The sequence below is a fragment of the Streptomyces hyderabadensis genome, from assembly GCF_020404845.1.
GTDB lineage: Bacteria > Actinomycetota > Actinomycetes > Streptomycetales > Streptomycetaceae > Streptomyces > Streptomyces hyderabadensis.
The window spans coordinates 1-17,146 of record NZ_JAIOJZ010000094.1 but is presented as its reverse complement, the minus strand read 5'-3'; the positions used below and the strand labels follow the sequence as shown (position 1 = coordinate 17,146).

Genomic DNA, 17,146 nt, shown 5'->3' with positions numbered 1-17,146 from the left:
CGGTTCCTGAGGCGACGGTGTACGCGGCCGTCACCAGGACCCCGGCGGCCACGGTCCGCCGCGAGCCGTCGCGGCCCGCCCGCCGGACGGCGGCGTACGCGCCGCGCAGCCCGGGCCGGGTGGTCACCTCGGTCACGGGGCTCGGGCTGCCGGGTTCCTCCGCCAGCGCCCGGGCGAGGGCCGCGCGCACCACCGGGCGGGTCAGCCGCTCCCGGGAGTCCTTGCGCAGCAGCCCCTGCACGACCCGGGCGAGCGGGCCGGCGCGCACGGGCGTGCGCAGCGGCAGCCGGTCCACGCCCTTCAGGGTGGCCTCGGGACGGCCCCGGTCCCGGAACGGCGGACGGCCCTCGACCATCGTGTAGAGGATCGCGCCCAGCGTCCACAGGTCGGCCGCGGGCCCGATCCGTTCGTCACGGGCCTGCTCGGGCGAGGCGTACGCGGGTGCGGCCAGCCGCGGGGCGAGAGTGGCGCCGGCCAGCCCGAAGCCGGTGACGACGACGGAGCCCTCCTCGCGCACGAACACCTGCCCGGGGCTCAGTTCGCCGTGCGTCACGCCGTGGGTGTGCGCCGCGTCCAGCACCGCCAGCAGCTCCAGGCCGACGCGCGCGGCCCGGGCGTAGTTGAAGGTGCCCCGGCGGTCGAGGAGGTCACCGAGCGGAACACCGTCGACCCATTCGGTCACCGTCCACAGCATGCCGTCCGCGACCACCGCGTCGAGCACCACCGCGATCCGGCCGGGGCACAGCGACGCCATGGTCTCGCCGGTGCGGATCACCCGGCCCGGGGCCCGGCGGGCGGCCTCACCGGTCCCGTCCGCCGGCAGCTCGATCTGCGTGACCAGGCACGGGCGGCCCGTGGCGGCGTCCTCCCCGGACCAGCACACCCGGTTCGTCTCGCGCTGGACGACCTCGAACAGGCGGTAGCGCCCGGCGACCAGCTCGTGTGTGGAGACGTGCGCCCTGCCCATGGCCATCCCTCGTTCGCACCGCCGGCTCTCTGCTCGACCAGAGGTACGTCGGGGGGACGGGGGTGTGTTCAGCGCACGCGCCCGACGGCCCCGTTTCTGACCCTTCTTCAAAAGCGGGTCCGCCGGGGCCGGGCCCGGTGGGGCGTCAGCGCAGTCCGAAGCGGTCCGCCCAGCCCGCCATGTCGGCCACCGTGGCATTGCCCCCGCACACCACGAGCCCGATCCGGGCGTCCGCGCCGACCCGCTCCACCACCCGGCGGGCCGCCGGGAGCAGACAGCCGGCGGCGGGCTCCGTCCACACCTTGGCGTGCTCGGCCAGCGCGAGCGACCCCTCCACCGCCTCCCGGTCCGACACCACGAGCACCTCGGTGACCAGCTCCGACACATGGTCGTACGTCACCTGGGAGACGGACGGGGCGCTGAGCGTGGTGACGACCGAGGACAGCGGCACCGGGAGCGGCCCGCCCGCCGCGAGCGCCCGGGACATGGCCTCCGCGCCCTCGGTCTCCACGCCCCAGATCCGCACCCCGGGCCGCAGCGCCCGCAGCGCCGCCGCCACACCCGCGATCAGCCCGCCGCCCCCGATGCTCACCAGCACGTCGGTGAGGCCGGGGGCGTCCGCGGCGAACTCCAGCCCCACGGTGCCCTGTCCCGCGATCACCACGGGGTCGTCGAAGGGGTGGACCAGGGTCAGCCCCTCCTCCCGGAGCCGGGTGACGAGTGCGAAGGCGCTGTCCATGCCGTCGGTGAGCCGCACCACCGCGCCCGCCTCCTCGGCGATCTCCACGGAACGGGCCGGTGCCGTGCGCGGCATGACCACCGTGGCCTTCACGTCGAGGGCGGCGGCCATGACCGCCACCGCGATGCCGTGGTTGCCGCCGCTGACCGCGACCACACCGGCGGCGCGCTCGGCCTCGGTCAGCGACAGCAGCTTCGCCGTGGCGCCGCGCGCCTTGAACGAGCCGGTGCGCTGGAGCAGCTCCAGCTTCGCGGTGACCGGGACGCCGAGCAGCGCGGACAGCCCCGGGCTGGGCACGGTCGGGGTGCGTACGACATGTCCGGCGATCCGCTCGGCCGCGGCTTCGATCTCCGTGATCCCGATCAAGGCAGTCTTCCTTCCGGCGCACGGGACGGTGATCCACGCCCCGTCGCACCCTTTCGCGCCACGCCGCCGAGGTCAACACGGATTCCGCCGCGCGGAACGGACCGAGGGCTCAGTGCTGCTGGGTCTTCTGCGGCGTCGCCTCACTCGGCCGTACGACGACGAAACCCTCCCCCTGGAGCAGCAGCTGGACCGCCTCGCCCGAACCGCCGCGCAGCATCGAGCCGATCGACTGCGAACGGTGCAGGGAGGTCGACAGCCCCGCCGACCAGCCGACGATCGCGTCCGTGTCGACGTAGACCGGGTACTGCTGCGAGACCGGGATGACCAGCGGATTGCCCTCGCACACCAGGCCCAGCCTGCCGTGCCCGGTGAAGACGCTGTTGAACAGTCCGCCACCGGCGATGCCCGAGCCCTTGACGGTGGCGATGCGGTAGGACAACGAGGCGTCGAAACACAGCACGTTGCGGCCGTTGACGGTGAACTCGTCGCCCGGCTCCACCTCGACGATGAAGCAGTTCTGGGCCTCGTTCGCGAACCAGGCCTCGCCCTGTCCGCGCACCGCCATCAGCGGCAGCCCCTCCCCGGTGACCGCGCGCTTGAGCATGCCGCCCACGCCCTGGCCCTTGCGCTCGAACTGCAGACTGCCCCGGTAGGCGATCATCGCGCCCTGCCGGGCGAGCATCTCGCCGTTCACCGCGTACCGGATGCACTTGGAGTTCTCGACGGTCATGCCCGGCGCGGTGGCGGGCTGCACCATGTGCTCGCTGGAAAAGAGGTCACCCTTCATACCCCTCATCCTTCAGCCGCCGAAGAGCTGCGTCCAGTACGTGCCCGCCCGGCCGCCGCCGGCCAGGCCGATGCCGATGCGGGTGAAGTCGGCCTTGAGGATGTTGGCCCGGTGCCCCGGGCTGTTCATCCAGCCCTCCACCACCTCGGCCGGGGAGCGCTGGCCGCAGGCGATGTTCTCGCCGACCGTGCGCCCGGCGGCGCCCGCGGCGGCGGCCCGGTCCCAGGGCCTGCCGCCGTCCGGGTCGGTGTGCGAGTAGAAGTCCCGGGCCACCATGTCCGCGCTGTGCGCCTGTGCCGCGGTGGTCAGCCGGGCGTCGACGGCCAGGGCGGGCAGCCCGGCCCCGGCCCGCTCCCGGTTGGTGAGGTCGACGACCTCCGCCGTCGTGCGGGCCAGGCCCTGCGGGGTGAGCGGCACGGCCCACAGCGCCGTCCAGTACGTGTCGCCCGAGGGGCCGCCCGGGACACGGGCCCACCCGGCGTGCGTGAAGCGGCCGTCGTGCAGCGTCGCCCGGGTGCGCTCGGTGCGCAGGCAGTACGCGACGAACTCGGCGGGCGTGCGGGGCCCCGAGACCAGGTGCTCGCCGACGGTGAGGTACCCGAACCCGGCCGAGACCACGCGCTGGTGGACCGAGACGCCGTCGCGCGTCTCGACGCTCAGCGTCCCCGCGGCGGCCATGGCGGCGGCGTGCGCGCGGGCCGCGGAAAGGAGCCGCGGGTCGGCCCGTACGGGGGGCGAACCGGCGGCCGCACGGGCGGAGTTGACCAGACCCAGCAGCTCGTCGCCGGCGCCCTCGGCCGTGGCCGGTTCCGGTGCCGCGGCGGGCCGGTCCGCCGCGTCGTCGGTCACCTCCACGCCGAAGTCCCGGGCGAGCCCGGCGAGTCCGTCCGCGTACCCCTGCCCCAGGGCGCGCACCTTCCAGCCACCGCCGCGCCGGTAGAACTCCACGAGCAGCAGCACGGTCTCCCGGCCGGGACGCGCGGGCGTGAACCGGGCGAAGGCCCGGCCGCCGGCGTCGGTGACGCGAACGGTGGGGGAGGGGAGCGCGCTGAGCGCGGTGCCGGGGTCCGAGGGGCTGACCGCCACCGTCACCCGGGTGGCGCCGGCCCGCAGCCGCGCCGGGTCGACGGTGAGCGTGTCGCCCCGCAGCCGTGCGCCGGGTGCCTCCGGCTGGTTGTAGAAGACGAAGTCCTCGTCGCCGCCGACCTTGCCGCCGTCGTCCGTGACGAGCGCCGACACGTCGAAGCCGCCGGGCACCCGTACGCTCACGGGGCCGCCCGGCAGCGGGACGTTCCCCCCGGGTACCAAGTCGCTCATCGTGCCGTCCTGTGTCGTGGTGCGCGCTCCGGGCACCGGTGCCGGGTCAACGTCCGCCGGGCGGCGCGGGTTCCCGGGGCCCGGCTCAGTGCGACGACGTCGGCTCCGGGGCGAGCAGGCCCTGCCGGTGGGCGATGGCGACCGCCTCCGTGCGGCTCGCCGCGTTCAGTTTCGCGAGGATGTTGGACACGTGGACGCTCGCCGTCTTGGCGCTGATGAACAGCTCCTCGCCGATCCGGCGGTTGCTGTGTCCCAGCGCGAGCAGCCGCAGGACGTCCTGCTCGCGGGCGGTCAGCACCGCGGCGCCCGTCCCGGTCCGTGCCGGGCCCGCGAGCCGGCCGCGGCGGACCAGGTCGTCCAGCCGCTCGCGCAGCACCGTCGCGCCGAGCCGGTCGGCCTCCCGGCGTACGGTGTCGGCCTCGGCGGCCGCCTCCTCGCGGCGGTCGGCGGCCAGCAGCGCCTCGGCCAGCCGCAGCCTGCACCGCGCGCGTTCGTAGGCGTCGCCGAAGGCGAAGGCGGCCACCGCCTTCTCCCAGGCCGCCGGGTCCGGTGCGGCGCCGGCGACCCGGGACCACTCGGCCTCCGCACGCGCCAGCCACGCCTGGCCCTCCGGGCCCTGCGGGGCGTCGTCGTAGCCGTGCCGGGCGGACCAGCGGGCGTCGGCGAGCAGTTCGGCCGCCGTGTCCGACCAGCGGGCCGCCCCGGCGTCGTCCCCGGCCCGGCGCAGCTCGGTCACCGCGTCGGCGACGGCGGACAGCGCGAGGGTGGCCAGGCGGAGGGTCACGGTGGGCCGGGTGCCCGCCTCGGTGAGCCGCTCGACGCTGGACCGCATCCACCGCACGGCGTCCTCCGCGTCCCCGCGCAGCGCCGCCGCGTCGGTCAGCACGATCGCCGCGACCATCCGCGCCATCCAGTCGAACGGCCCGTCCAGCAGGGCGCGGGCCCGGTCGGCCGCCCCCTGGTCGCCGCGCGCCAGGGCCACGTACAGCCCGGGCCCGAGGGCGTGGCCGTCCACGGCCGACCGCTCCTCGGCGGCCTCGGCCGACTCGCGCAGCACCTCGTCCCAGTGGCCCAGGGTGTACCGCACCAGCAGGCTCAGATACCGCATCTCCCGCGGGTAGGGCGAGGACAGCAGCCCGGAGCGGCGGGCCCGGTCCAGGCCCTCCGACGCCCAGGGCAGGCATTCCTCCAGGTCGCCGGACTCGAAGCAGCCGATGGCGAGGTTGAACAGCGCCCGCAGCTCCACGGGGGCGTTGCCCGCCCGCCGTGCCAGCGCGCGTGCCTCCAGGAGCCGCTGCCGGCCCTCGGGGGTGGCGCGGTTGCGGCCCTCCAGACTCGTCAGGGAGATCAGCAGGTCGGCGCGGGCGTCGGTGACCTCCAGCTCCTCGGCGACGGCCAGCGCGCGGCGGGCCACCGTGAGCGCCGTCCCGTTCTCGCCGACTTGACGGGCCGTCGTCACATGCGTGGCCGCCGCCCACACCCAGGTCGACGAGGGCGGGTCGGCGGGGATCAGGCCCAGCGCCTCGCTGCTGTAGGCGTACGCGGACTCCAGGTTGTCGACGCTCAGCAGGTTGTCGGCCAGGGTGTAGCGGACGCGGGCGGCCAGCTCCAGGTCCGCGTCCTGGCCGAGGCCCGCCAGCGCGGAGCGGGTCAGGGAGACCGCGCGGTGCAGTTCACCGGCGTGCACGGCGGCCGCCGAGGCGCGCAGGGTGAGGGTCACCGCGTCGGGCCCGGCGGGCCGCGCGGCGGCGTCGACCGCCGTCCACAGGTCCAGCGCCGCCTCCACGTGCCGCAGTTCCTCGGCGGGCGCGCCGATGCGCTGGGCGTGGTCGGCGGCCTCCAGGGACGCGGCGAGTGCCTCGGGCAGGGCGTGGCTCTCGCGGTAGTGGTGCGCGCGCTCGGCCGCGTGGTCCGCCCGGCGGTCCGCACCGGCGAGCAGCCGGGCGAACGCGCCGTGCAGCCGCGCCCGTTCACCGGGCAGCAGGTCGGCGTAGACGGCTTCCCGGGCGAGGGCGTGCCGGAAGGAGTAGCTGCTCCCGTCCCCGGAGACCAGCAACTGCCGCTCCACCGCCTCGCGCAGCGCCGACTCCAGCTCCTCCTCGGGCAGCCCGACGGCGTCCCGCAGCAGGTCGTGCCCCACCCGGCGGCCCGCCACGGCGGCGGTGCGCAGCACCTGCTGGGCGGTCTCGGAGAGCTGCTCGAACCGGATGAGCAGGACGTCGGCCAGCCCGCTGGGGACGCCCCCGGCCGGCGCGTCCGTGGCCGCGAGCAGCTCCTCGGCGTAGAAGGCGTTGCCCTCGGCCCGCTCCACGATCCGGCGCACGGTGGTGTCCGGCAGCCGGCGCCGGCGCAGCGAGCGCACCAGCCGGGCCACGTCGGCGTCCGGCAGCGGGCGCAGCTCCAGCCGCTCCACGCCGGGCAGCCGCACCAGTTCGGCCAGCAGCGGGCGCAGCGGGTGGCGGCGGTGCAGGTCGTCCGCCCGGTACGAGGCGAACAGCGCGAGCCGGTGGCCCGGGGCCCCGCCCGCCGGGCGCTGCAGCACCCCCCGCCCGAGCAGGAACCTCAGCAGGTCCCGGGAGGACTGGTCGGCCCAGTGCAGGTCCTCCAGGACCAGCAGCAGCGGCGCGACGTCCGCCAGGTCGGTGAGCAGCGCGGCCACGCCCTCGAAGAGCCGCAGCCGCGAGGGCGCGGCGTCGGGTCCGTCCTCCGGGCCGCCGCCGAGCAGCCGGTCGGCCACCGGATGACCGGCCAGCACGGCGGCGAACCGCTCGTCGGCGGCGAGCGCGCCCAGGATCTCGGTGAACGGCAGATACGGCAGGCCCACGTCGCCCAGGTCCACGCAGTGACCGGTGAGCACCGTCGTGCCGGCCGCGGCGGCCCGTCCGGCAACCTCGTCCAGGGTCCGGGTCTTGCCGACCCCGGCGTCCCCGGCGACGAGGACCGCGCGGGCCTCGCCGGCGCGGGCGCGGTCCAGCACGCCGGTGAGACGCGCGAGTTCGTCCTCGCGGCCGACGAGCGGGCTGGTGAATGAGGTCTGCGGCACGCCGTCCATCCTGACACGCGGGCCAGACAGCGGGCCCGCCCGTTGCCTGGAGCGGCGGCGGACCGGCTCGCCGGACCCGCGGCCGGGTCAGCGGTGGAGGGTGCTCGCCCAGTCGGCCGGGACCCGGCCCGCCGGGCCCGGCGACGGCTGGTCGGCCGGGTGGCTGCCGGGCGGGGCGAGTCCGGGGCCCGACGCGCGTACCTCGTTGGTGGCGTAGTCCCAGTACCAGTCCTCGCCCGGCTCGAAGCTCTGCACCACCGGGTGCCCGGTGGACCGGTAGTGGCCGGTCGCGTGCTGCCCCGGTGAGCTGTCGCAGCAGCCGACGTGGCCGCAGCTCGCGCAGCGCCGCAGGTGGAACCACCAGCCGCCGACCGCGTCGCACTCGACGCAGCCGGTGCCGCTCGGCGGGACGGTGGGGTCGATTCCGGTGTCGCTGGTCATACCGGCTCCTCGGTCGGATCGGTCCGATCGGCTGGATCGGCTGGATCGGCTCGATCAGTCGGATCGGCTGGATCGGTCGGATCGGCTGTGTCCGTCGGCTCGGTTTCCGTGGCGGTGAGCGGCAGGAGGACCTGGAAGCGGGTGTCGCCCGGCACGGACTCCACCTGGAGGCTGCCGTGGTGCTTGTGGACCACGATCCGCCAGGAGATGTCCAGTCCGAGCCCGGTGCCCTCGCCCACCGGCTTGGTGGTGAAGAACGGGTCGAAGATGCGCTCCCGGATCTCCGGGGCGATCCCGGTGCCGGTGTCCCGGAACTCCACCAGCAGCCGGTCGTGGTGGAGCGCCGTCCGCACGGTCAGCGTCCCCTCGCCGTCCGCGCCGTTCATCGCGGCGACCGCGTTGTCGATCAGGTTGGTCCACACCTGGTTCAGCTCCGCCGGATAGGCCGGGACCCGGGGCACCGTGCGGTCGTACTCCTTGACGACCTCGATGCGCGGGCCGATCTTCCCGGAGAGCATCAGCAGGGTGCTGTCGAGGAGTTCGTGGACGTCGACCGTCCGGTGGGGTGCCCGGTCCAGCTGGGCGTACTGCTTGGCCGCGTCCACCAGGTGGGAGATGCGGGCGGTGGAGTCCGCGATCTCGTTCATCAGCAGCTCGGTCTCGACCGTGTAGTTGAGCCAGCCCACCGTTCCCGGCAGGATCTCCGCGTCCACGGCCGCCGCGACCTGCTCCAGCCAGTCGGTGTCCAGACCGGCCTGCACGAAGGTCGGCGCCAGCTGCCAGCCCTGCTCGATCCCGTGGTCCTCCAGCCAGTCGCCCAGCTCGTCCTCCCGGTCGGCCGCCTCCAGCGGGCTGAGCGAGGGCGCCTTGGCCACCCGCTCCGCCGTGCGTTCCTGGATGTCGATGAGCCCGGCCAGCGCGTCCCGGGAGAACGGGCCCTCGGCGATCACCGCGAGCTTGTGCCGCATCTTCGCCACCCGCTCCCGCAGCGTCGAGGTGGCCCGCACCGCGGCCGCCGCCGGGTTGTTCAGCTCGTGGGTGAGACCGGCGGACAGCGAGCCGAGGGCCAGCAGCCGCTCGCGCTGGCCGATGGCGCGCTGGGTGTTCTTGGACCCGAAGAACAGCCCCTCCAGCAGGTGCACCGCCATGGGGAACCACTCCCGCATGACGGCCGCGAAGGTGTCCGCCGGGAGCACGAAGAACCGCGTCGGCTCGGTGACCCGCATCGAGTTGTTGTAGACCTGCGGCACCCGGTCGCCGACGTACGCCTGCATCGCGCCCGCGTACACCCCGGGCTGCGAGGTGCGGTTGGTCTCCACCTCGTCGCCGCCGACCCGGCGGGTCAGCACGACCGTCCCCTCCAGCATCACGTAGAAGCAGGTGGCGTCCTCGCCCTCGGCGTACACCGGGCCCGGGTCGAACAGCTCCACCCGGCCCTCGGCGCACAGCCGGCCCAGCTGCTCGGGCGTCAGCTTCTCGAACAGGAACAGCTTCCCGATCTCCGCGGGGCTGCACGGCATCGGCCGGCCGCTCACGACTGCTCCAGGTACCGGTGGACGAGCATCACGGCCATGGCTCCCTCTCCGACGGCGGACGCGACCCGCTTGGCGGACTCCGCGCGGGCGTCGCCCGCCACGAACACGCCCGGGACGCTGGTCTCCAGGTGGTACGGCGGCCGGTCCAGCTCCCAGTCGGCCGGCGGCCGCCCGTCGGGGGTGAGATCGGGCCCGGCGAGGATGAACCCGCGCTCGTCGCGCAGCACCGTGCCGTCCAGCCAGTCGGTCAGCGGGGCCGCGCCGATGAACACGAACAGCCACTGCGCGTCGACGAGTTCGGTGGCGCCGCCGGCCGCGTCGCGCAGGGTGAGCCGCTCCAGGTGGCCGTCGCCGTGCGCGCTCTCCACGACGGTGCCGCAGCGCACCCGGATGTTGGGCGTCTCCTCGATCTGCTGGATCAGGTAGTACGACATCGACGCCGCCAGGGACTCGCCGCGCACCAGGAGCGTCACCGACTTGGCGCCCCGGGCCAGGTACATCGCCGCCTGCCCGGCCGAGTTGGCGCCGCCGACGATGTACACGTCGTGGCCCTGGCAGGAGGCCGCCTCGGTCAGCGCCGAGCCGTAGAACACCCCGCAGCCGGCCAGCTCCTCGGTGCCCGGCGCGGTCAGCTGCCGGTAGGACACGCCGGTCGCCAGGATGACGCTGTGCGCGGCGATCGCCGAGCCGTCCGAGAACCGCACGACCCGTGCCGCCCCGTTCGCCTCCAGTCCGGTCACCTCGCGCGCGGTGAGGATCTCGGCGCCGAACTTCGCCGCCTGCCGCCGGGCCCGCTCGGTGAGCTGGCCGCCGGAGACGCCGTCCGGGAAGCCCAGGTAGTTCTCGATGCGGGAGCTCTGCCCGGCCTGCCCGCCGGTCGCCGACCGCTCCACCAGCACCGTGCGCAGGCCCTCCGAGGCCCCGTACACGGCCGCGCCCAGCCCCGCCGGGCCGCCGCCGATCACCACCAGGTCGTAGAAGTCGGCCGTCGGCGTGGTCGCCAGGCCCACCCGCGCGGCCAGCTCGGGCGCCTCCGGCTCCACCAGCGGGGTGCCGTCCGGCGTGATCACCACCGGCAGCCGCTGGCCGTCCTGCCCGGCCGCCGACAGCAGCCGCCGCCCCTCCGGCTCGTCCGAGGAGTACCAGCGGTACGGCACCTGGTTGCGGGCCAGGAACTCCCGGACCTCCGAGGACCGCGCCGACCAGCGGTGCCCGACGACCTTGGTGCTGGGCACCGGCCGGTGATCGCCGGTGCGCCAGGCCTGGAGCAGGTCGTCCAGGACCGGATAGAGCTTCTCCTCGGGCGGGTCCCACGGCTTGAGCAGGTAGTGGTCCAGGTCGACGACGTTGATCGCGTCGATCGCCGCGTTGGTGTCCGCGTACGCCGTCAGCAGCACCCGCCGGGCGCCCGGGTACACGTCCAGGGCCTGTTCCAGGAACTCGATGCCGTTCATCTGCGGCATCCGGTAGTCGGCCAGGATCACGGCCACCAGGTCGCCGCGCAGTTTCAGTTCCCGCAGTGCGTCGAGCGCCGACTCGCCGGACTCCGCGCGCACGATCCGGTACGTCGCGCCGTAGCGCCGCCGCAGGTCGCGGGCGACGGCGCGGGAGACCCCCGGATCGTCGTCCACGGTCATGATGACGGTCCGTGTCTCCCCGTCGGCCTGTGCCATACGTCCCCCACGTCGAGCGGCCGGATTCACGGCACGGCGTCCCCGTCACCGCACCGGCCTGCGCCCATCGTATGTTCGATCGCGGGTCCTCGCGCGGGCGGCGGGGGCGGGGCGGCCGCCGCCCGTACGCTCCCCCCGCGCGGCCGTGCGGGCGGCTTGCGGAAGACTGGGCTTCGAGAACGACGTTCCCGCGACCCAGGGAGGGACCCGCATGACGCGCCCGATCACGGCAGGCTCGGACGGTTCACAGGAGAGTCTGGCCGCACTGGCCTGGGCGGCGAGGGAGGCGGTCCGCCGCCGGGCCCCGCTGCACGTCGTGCACGCCTGGCGCTTCCAGGGGCAGGGCGTGGCCGGCCCGGTGGACCGGGAGACCCAGGAGGGCTGGGCCCGGGACGCCCTCGCCCGGGCGGTCGGGACGGTCACCGAGCGGCACCCCGGCCTGACGGTGACCTCCGACCTGCGCGAGGGCGACGCGGTCGCGGCCCTGCTCGGCGCCGCGGCCGACGCCGAGACGCTGGTCCTCGGCTCGCGGGGGCACGGCGCGGTCGTCGGCTTCCTGCTCGGCTCGGTCGGTCAGCAGGTGATCGCCGAGGCGACCCGGCCGGTCGTCCTCGTGCGGGCCGGTGACGAGGCCGCCGCGGAGGCCGCGGGCCGCGAGGTGGTCGTGGGCCAGCAGGGCGAGCCGGAGGACAGCGCCGACGTCATCGGGTTCGCCTTCGAGGCGGCCGCCGCCCGGGGCGCCACCGTGCGCGCCGTGCGGGCCTGGGCCCTGCCGACCGTCTTCACCTACAGCCCCGGCTCGATGGCGCTCGCCGACGAGGCCGGGGGCCTGGAGCAGTACGAGCGCAAGGCGCTCGGCGAGGCGCTCGCACCGTGGCGCGAGCGCTTCCCCGACGTCCCGGTGGTCGAACACGTGGAGATGGGCAGCGCGGGCCAGGTGCTGCTGTCGGTGTCCGCGAACGCCCAGCTCGTGGTGGTGGGCCGCCGGGCCCGCCGGACGGCCGTCGGCGCCCGGATCGGCTCGGTGGCGCACGGCGTGCTGCACCATGCGGAGTGCCCGGTCGCGGTGGTCCCGCACACCTGAGCCCGGGTCCTGCCGCTCAGTCCGCCGTGGGCTGCAGGGTCTCCCGGACCTTGGGCAGGATGTTGATGATGTAGTCCTCGACCGCCGTGTCCAGGCCGATGTCGTGCTGGGCCCGCTCGGACAGGTACCAGCGGTGCTCCAGCAGCTCGTGGTAGATCTCGGCCGGGTCCATCGCGCCGCGCAGCTCGACCGGCACGGCCCGCACGGTGGGCCGGAAGACCTCGCGCACCCAGCGGTGGGCGAGGACCTCCGGGCGGGCGCCGAGGGGGTCGCCCGGGGCGTAGTCGTCCTGGGTGGCCATCCAGCTCTCCAGGTCGTTCAGCAGCCGCCTGGCCTGGTTCTCCTCGGTGTCCAGGCCGGTCAGGCGCAGCAGTTGGCGCTGGTGGTGACCGGCGTCGACGACCTTGGGCACGAAGGTGACGGTGTCGCCGTTGGAGGCGTGCTCGATCTGCATCTCGGCCACGTCGAAGCCGAGGTCGTTGAGCCGCCGGATCCGGCGCTCGATGTAGTGGTACTTGCCCGCCGGATAGACGGAGGTGCGGGTCAGCTCCTGCCACAGGCTCCGGTAGCGGGCGCAGATCTCGGCGCCGAAGTCGACCGGGTCGACGGAGGGGTGCAGCGCCCCCGAGGCCTCCAGGTCGAGCAGTTCCCCGCTGATGTTCACCCGCGCGAGGTCGAGGTCGTAGTCGCGCTGGCCCTCGCTGAGCCGCGGGTGCAGCTCCCCGGTCTCGGCGTCGACCAGGTAGGCGGCGTAGGCGCCCGCGTCGCGCCGGAAGAGCGTGTTGGACAGCGAGCAGTCCCCCCACGCGAACCCGGCCAGGTGCAGCCTGACCAGCAGCACCGCGAGGGCGTCCATCAGGCGGTGCATGGTCGCCGGGCGCAGCGTCGTCTCGAACATCGACCGGTACGGCTGCGAGCCGCCCAGGTGCCGGGTGACCAGCACCGGTTCCAGCGCCTCGCCGGCGGCGTCGGAGCGGCCGGTGACCACGGCCAGCGCGTCCACCGCGGGGATGGCGAGCCGGTCCAGGTCGCGCAGCAGCTGGTACTCGCGCAGCGCGGGCCGCTCGGCCAGCTCCTTGACGGCGATCACCTCGTCCCCGGCGCGTGCGTAGCGGACCACGTGCCGGGAGATGCCGCGCGGCAGCGGCACGAGGTACTCCTCGGGCCACTGCTCCAGCGGCAGCTGCCAGGGCAGTTCGAGCAGGAGCGCGGGGTGCTCCGGATTGGTGGCACTGATCTGCAAGGCCATGCCCCGACTCTAGAACGCCCGTTCCCGCGCCCGGTCCGCGGCGTCCTTCACCGGCCCGCGGTGGACCGGACCGTGTCCCGGCAGCAGCAGGTCGCCCGCCAGGCCGGCGATGACGTCGAGCGAGGCGATGGTGCGCGTCCGGTCGTGGTGGAACAGGTCGGGCAGCAGCTGCGGTCCCTCGGTCCGGGACAGGGCGTGCCCGCTCACCAGCGCGTCGCCGGAGATCACCACCCCGGTGTCGGGGAGGTGGTAGACGCAGTGGCCGTCGGTGTGGCCGGGGGTGTGCACCGGCACCGGGCGGCCGGGCAGGTCGAGGGCACCGTCCGCCGGGAAGGCCGCGGGCGCGGTCACCGGGTGCCGCTCGGTGCCGCCGGCGCGCAGCACGTGCGCCATCCACGGCAGCGCGCCCGGGCGCCAGGCGTTGCGCAGCACCGTGCCGACCGACACCTGCTGGAGGAAGTCGCGCCGGGCGTGCGGCACCTCGGCCTCGTGCAGGAGGACCGGGGTGCCGTGGGCGGCGCGCAGGTACTCGGCCGAGCCGAGGTGGTCGTTGTGGGCGTGGGTGATCAGCACGGCCGCCACCGCTTCGGGCGAACTCCCGACGGCGGCCAGGGAGTCGAGCAGTGCCCGGCGGTCGCCGGGGTAGCCGGTGTCGACGAGGGTCGCCGCGTCGCCGTCGGTGAGGATGACCCAGTTGGTGTGGCCGCCGTGCACCAGGTAGGTGCCGTCCGCCACTTGTCGTACGTCCGCGTTCATGGTCTCCCGCGTTCCAGGTCGGTGGCCCCCGCGCGGGACAGCCAACCAGAAACGCAAAGCGGGCGGTTGGCGATCCTCAGCGCACGCCGTGCGGGCGGAACTGGACGCTGATGCGGGGACCGGCGGCGCGGGTGCTCTTGGGGACGCAGTGCTCCCAGGTGCGCTGGCAGGAGCCGCCCATCACGATCAGGTCGCCGTGGCCCAGCGGGCGGCGCACGGTCTCCCCGCCGCCGCCCGCGGGGCGCAGCAGCAGGTCCCGGGGCGCGCCCACCGAGAGGATGGCGACCATCGTGTCCCGGCGCGCGCCCCGCCCGGTCCGGTCGCCGTGCCAGGCGACGCTGTCCCGGCCGTCGCGGTAGAGGCACAGGCCCGCGGTCGTGAACGGCTCGCCCAGCTCCTCGGCGTAGTGCGCGGGCAGCGCGTCGCGCGCCTCGGTCAGCAGCGGGTGCGGGAGCGGGTCGGCCGCGCCGTAGAAGGCGAGCAGCCGGGGCACGTCGACGACGCGTTCGTACATCTCCCGCCGCTCGGCGCGCCAGGGGACCTCGGCGGCCAGCCGCTCGAACAGCGCGTCGGCGCCGCTCAGCCACCCGGGGAGCAGGTCGATCCAGGCCCCGGAGCCGAGGTGGGTGCGGTGCAGACCGTCGAGCGGGCCCAGCCGGACCTCGTCGGTCTGGTCGAAGAGCGAACCCTGGAGGTGCGTGGTCATGGGACCAGCGTACTCCCCATTCGAAAATGCGTTCTAAATACGTGCTGAATGATCCGGTCGGCGGCCTCCCCTGCGCCCTTCCCGTGACCGCCCTTCCCGCGACCGGCCCCTTTCGATACACCGGTGTATCCGATACATTCGCGCATCGAACCGAGCGAAGGGGCCGGGAATGACGGCGAAGGCGACCGGCGGGCGGGTGACCGGGCGGCGCGTGCGCACCCGCGCGAACCTCCTGGAGGCCGCGTTCACGGTGTTCGCCGCCAAGGGGTTCGGGCGGGTGTCGATCGAGCAGGTCTGCGAGGCGGCCGGGTACAGCCGGGGCGCCTTCTACTCCAACTTCGACAGCCTCGACGAGCTGTTCTTCGCCCTCTACCGGCAGCGGGCCGACCTGATCGCCGACCAGGTGTCCGCCGCCCTCGCCTCCGACGGCCCCGACCTGGACGTGCCCGCCGCCGTGGAGCGCGTCACCGAGGTGCTGCTCCTCGACCGGGACTGGCTCCTGGTGAAGACGGACTTCCTGGTGCACGCCGCCCGCGACCCGCAGGTCGCCCGGACCCTGCTGGAGCACCGGGCCCGGCTCAGGCGGGCGATCGCCGACCGGCTCGCCCGGGCCCGCGGACACACCGCGCTGCCCGCCGTGCTCGGCGACGCCGAGGCCGCCGCGCACGCCGTGGTCGCCGCCTACGACGGAGTCACCACCCAGCTGCTCCTGGACCGGGACGTCGCGGGCGCCCGGGTCTGGCTGGGACAGCTGCTCACCGCGCTGCTCACCGACGGCAGCACGGGCCAATGACGGAACAGGAAGGGACGGTCGCCATGGATGCCGACGTCATCGTGGTCGGAGCGGGTCTGGCGGGCCTGGTCGCGGCCCACGAACTGACCAGCCGGGGCAGGAGGGTCGCCCTGGTCGACCAGGAGAACGCGGCCAACCTCGGCGGGCAGGCCTTCTGGTCCTTCGGGGGCCTCTTCCTCGTCGACTCCCCGGAGCAGCGGCGGCTCGGCGTCAAGGACTCCCTGGACCTGGCCTGGAACGACTGGCAGGGCAGCGCCGGATTCGACCGGACCGAGGACGAGGACTCCTGGGCGGTGCGCTGGGCACGGGCGTACGTCGAATGGGCGGCGGGGGAGAAGCGGTCCTGGCTGGCCGGACACGGCATCACCTTCCTGCCCACCGTCGGCTGGGCCGAGCGCGGCGACCTCAGGGCCGGCGGGCACGGCAACTCCGTGCCCCGCTTCCACATCGCCTGGGGCACCGGCACCGGGGTCGTCGAACCCTTCGTGCGGTACGCGAAGCAGGCGGCGCGCGACGGGCTGCTCACCTTCCACCACCGGCACCGCGTCGACCACCTGGACGTCGAGGGCGGCACCGCGCGCGGGGTGCGCGGCACGGTCCTCGCCCCGGACGACTCACCGCGCGGCGTCGCCTCCAACCGCGACGCGGCCGGGGAGTTCCACCTCACCGCCCGGGCCGTGATCGTCACCTCCGGCGGCATCGGCGCCGACCACGACATCGTCCGCCGCCACTGGCCCGAGCGCCTGGGCACCCCGCCCGGCGAGATGGTCACCGGCGTCCCCGCCTACGTCGACGGCCGCATGCTCGACATCAGCGCGGAGGCGGGTGCCCGCCTGGTCAACCGGGACCGGATGTGGCACTACACCGAGGGGGTGCGCAACTGGGACCCGATCTGGCCCGGCCACGGCATCCGCATCCTGCCCGGACCGTCCTCGATGTGGTTCGACGCGCTCGGCCGCCGGCTTCCCGAGCCGTACCTGCCCGGCTACGACACCCTGGGCACCCTGCGCCACCTGCGCACGGCCGAGGGCCTCGCGGAACACGACCACTCCTGGTTCGTCCTCACCCGGAAGATCGTCGAGAAGGAGTTCGCCCTCTCCGGCTCCGAGCAGAACCCCGACATCACCGCCAAGGACCGCGCCGGCTTCCTGCGCGAACGCGTCCTGGGCAAGGGGGCGCCGGGCCCGGTGGACGCGTTCCTGCGCCACGGCGCGGACTTCGTGACCGCGCCGAACCTGGAGCAACTGGTGGAGAAGATGAACCGGTTGACCGACCGGCCGCTCCTGGACGCCGCCGCACTCCGGCGCCAGATCGAGGCCCGGGACCTGCAGATGGCCAACCCGTACGCCAAGGACGCCCAGGTGCAGGGCATCCGCAACGCCCGCCGCTACATCGGCGACCGTCTCGGCCGGGTCGCCGCCCCGCACCGCCTCCTCGACCCGGCGGCCGGGCCGCTGATCGGCGTCAAGCTGCACATCCTCACCCGCAAGACCCTCGGCGGCATCCAGACCGACCTCGACTCCCGCGCGCTGGGCGCCGACGGCACCCCCGTCGAGGGTCTGTACGCGGCCGGTGAGGTGGCCGGCTTCGGCGGGGGAGGGGTGCACGGGTACAACGCGCTGGAGGGCACCTTCCTCGGCGGCTGCCTGTTCTCCGGACGGGCGGCGGGCCTGGGCGCGGCGCTGGGGCT

At 74.8% G+C, this 17,146-nt stretch carries 14 protein-coding genes; 3 read left to right on the top strand and 11 right to left on the bottom strand.

The features are described from left to right. The 8 genes from K7854_RS35955 to K7854_RS35920 form a co-directional block, all read right to left on the bottom strand. A partial coding sequence (locus K7854_RS35955; protein ID WP_226030759.1) for a serine/threonine-protein kinase occupies nt 1–973 on the bottom strand: 973 nt, incomplete at its 3' end. 139 nt (nt 974–1,112) lie between these two features. Continuing rightward, on the bottom strand, nt 1,113–2,072 hold the full coding sequence (locus K7854_RS35950) for a threonine/serine dehydratase family protein (RefSeq protein ID WP_226030758.1): 960 nt from the start codon (nt 2,070–2,072) through the stop codon (nt 1,113–1,115). A 109-nt stretch (nt 2,073–2,181) separates the two neighbouring features. Then, on the bottom strand, nt 2,182–2,859 hold the full coding sequence (locus K7854_RS35945; protein WP_226030757.1) for an AIM24 family protein: 678 nt from the start codon (nt 2,857–2,859) through the stop codon (nt 2,182–2,184). A 12-nt stretch (nt 2,860–2,871) separates the two neighbouring features. Continuing rightward, nucleotides 2,872–4,176, bottom strand: a complete 1,305-nt coding sequence (locus K7854_RS35940; protein ID WP_226030756.1) for a CAP domain-containing protein — start codon at nt 4,174–4,176, stop codon at nt 2,872–2,874. 85 nt (nt 4,177–4,261) lie between these two features. Then, the gene (locus K7854_RS35935) at nt 4,262–7,228 is read right to left on the bottom strand and encodes an ATP-binding protein (RefSeq protein WP_226030755.1); all 2,967 of its coding nucleotides are present in this window, start codon (nt 7,226–7,228) and stop codon (nt 4,262–4,264) included. A 78-nt stretch (nt 7,229–7,306) separates the two neighbouring features. Beyond that, nucleotides 7,307–7,660, bottom strand: a complete 354-nt coding sequence (locus tag K7854_RS35930) for a UBP-type zinc finger domain-containing protein (protein ID WP_226030754.1) — start codon at nt 7,658–7,660, stop codon at nt 7,307–7,309. Beyond that, nucleotides 7,657–9,180, bottom strand: a complete 1,524-nt coding sequence (locus K7854_RS35925) for an ATP-binding protein (RefSeq protein WP_264088157.1) — start codon at nt 9,178–9,180, stop codon at nt 7,657–7,659. The genes K7854_RS35930 and K7854_RS35925 overlap by 4 nt, the downstream gene beginning before the upstream one ends. Before the next feature lie 11 nt (nt 9,181–9,191). After that, a complete protein-coding gene (locus K7854_RS35920) occupies nt 9,192–10,868 on the bottom strand; it encodes an NAD(P)/FAD-dependent oxidoreductase (RefSeq protein WP_226030752.1) in 1,677 nt (558 codons plus the stop codon). A 211-nt stretch (nt 10,869–11,079) separates the two neighbouring features. On the opposite strand from K7854_RS35920, the gene K7854_RS35915 reads away from it, so the two are divergent. Continuing rightward, nucleotides 11,080–11,952 carry a universal stress protein gene (locus K7854_RS35915; protein WP_226030751.1) on the top strand — a complete coding sequence of 291 codons (873 nt, stop codon included), beginning with the start codon at nt 11,080–11,082 and terminating at the stop codon, nt 11,950–11,952. A 16-nt stretch (nt 11,953–11,968) separates the two neighbouring features. Here K7854_RS35915 and K7854_RS35910 read toward each other — a convergent pair whose 3' ends face one another. The 3 genes from K7854_RS35910 to K7854_RS35900 all read right to left on the bottom strand — a co-directional run bounded on the left by K7854_RS35910 (nt 11,969) and on the right by K7854_RS35900 (nt 14,663). Next, on the bottom strand, nt 11,969–13,201 hold the full coding sequence (locus K7854_RS35910) for a DUF4032 domain-containing protein (RefSeq protein ID WP_226030750.1): 1,233 nt from the start codon (nt 13,199–13,201) through the stop codon (nt 11,969–11,971). Between the two features lie 9 nt (nt 13,202–13,210). Then, on the bottom strand, nt 13,211–13,957 hold the full coding sequence (locus K7854_RS35905) for an MBL fold metallo-hydrolase (RefSeq protein WP_226030749.1): 747 nt from the start codon (nt 13,955–13,957) through the stop codon (nt 13,211–13,213). 76 nt (nt 13,958–14,033) lie between these two features. Continuing rightward, nucleotides 14,034–14,663, bottom strand: coding sequence for an alpha-ketoglutarate-dependent dioxygenase AlkB (locus tag K7854_RS35900; RefSeq protein ID WP_226030748.1), 630 nt, complete (start codon nt 14,661–14,663; stop codon nt 14,034–14,036). A 169-nt stretch (nt 14,664–14,832) separates the two neighbouring features. On the opposite strand from K7854_RS35900, the gene K7854_RS35895 reads away from it, so the two are divergent. Further along, on the top strand, nt 14,833–15,456 hold the full coding sequence (locus tag K7854_RS35895; protein ID WP_226030747.1) for a TetR/AcrR family transcriptional regulator: 624 nt from the start codon (nt 14,833–14,835) through the stop codon (nt 15,454–15,456). Between the two features lie 23 nt (nt 15,457–15,479). After that, nucleotides 15,480–17,146: FAD-binding dehydrogenase (locus tag K7854_RS35890; RefSeq protein ID WP_226030760.1), on the top strand; the 1,667-nt coding region annotated here is incomplete at its 3' end.

What these genes read in the sequence shown, in the direction of transcription:
- K7854_RS35945 (WP_226030757.1), bottom strand. Translation starts at nt 2,859, where the DNA reads ATGAAGGGTGACCTCTTTTCCAGCGAGCACATGGTGCAGCCCGCCACC.
- K7854_RS35925 (WP_264088157.1), bottom strand. Translation starts at nt 9,180, where the DNA reads ATGCCGTGCAGCCCCGCGGAGATCGGGAAGCTGTTCCTGTTCGAGAAG.
- K7854_RS35935 (WP_226030755.1), bottom strand. Translation starts at nt 7,228, where the DNA reads ATGGACGGCGTGCCGCAGACCTCATTCACCAGCCCGCTCGTCGGCCGC.
- K7854_RS35910 (WP_226030750.1), bottom strand. Translation starts at nt 13,201, where the DNA reads ATGGCCTTGCAGATCAGTGCCACCAATCCGGAGCACCCCGCGCTCCTG.
- K7854_RS35895 (WP_226030747.1), top strand. Translation starts at nt 14,833, where the DNA reads ATGACGGCGAAGGCGACCGGCGGGCGGGTGACCGGGCGGCGCGTGCGC.
- K7854_RS35930 (WP_226030754.1), bottom strand. Translation starts at nt 7,660, where the DNA reads ATGACCAGCGACACCGGAATCGACCCCACCGTCCCGCCGAGCGGCACC.
- K7854_RS35905 (WP_226030749.1), bottom strand. Translation starts at nt 13,957, where the DNA reads ATGAACGCGGACGTACGACAAGTGGCGGACGGCACCTACCTGGTGCAC.
- K7854_RS35920 (WP_226030752.1), bottom strand. Translation starts at nt 10,868, where the DNA reads ATGGCACAGGCCGACGGGGAGACACGGACCGTCATCATGACCGTGGAC.
- K7854_RS35940 (WP_226030756.1), bottom strand. Translation starts at nt 4,176, where the DNA reads ATGAGCGACTTGGTACCCGGGGGGAACGTCCCGCTGCCGGGCGGCCCC.
- K7854_RS35915 (WP_226030751.1), top strand. Translation starts at nt 11,080, where the DNA reads ATGACGCGCCCGATCACGGCAGGCTCGGACGGTTCACAGGAGAGTCTG.
- K7854_RS35900 (WP_226030748.1), bottom strand. Translation starts at nt 14,663, where the DNA reads ATGACCACGCACCTCCAGGGTTCGCTCTTCGACCAGACCGACGAGGTC.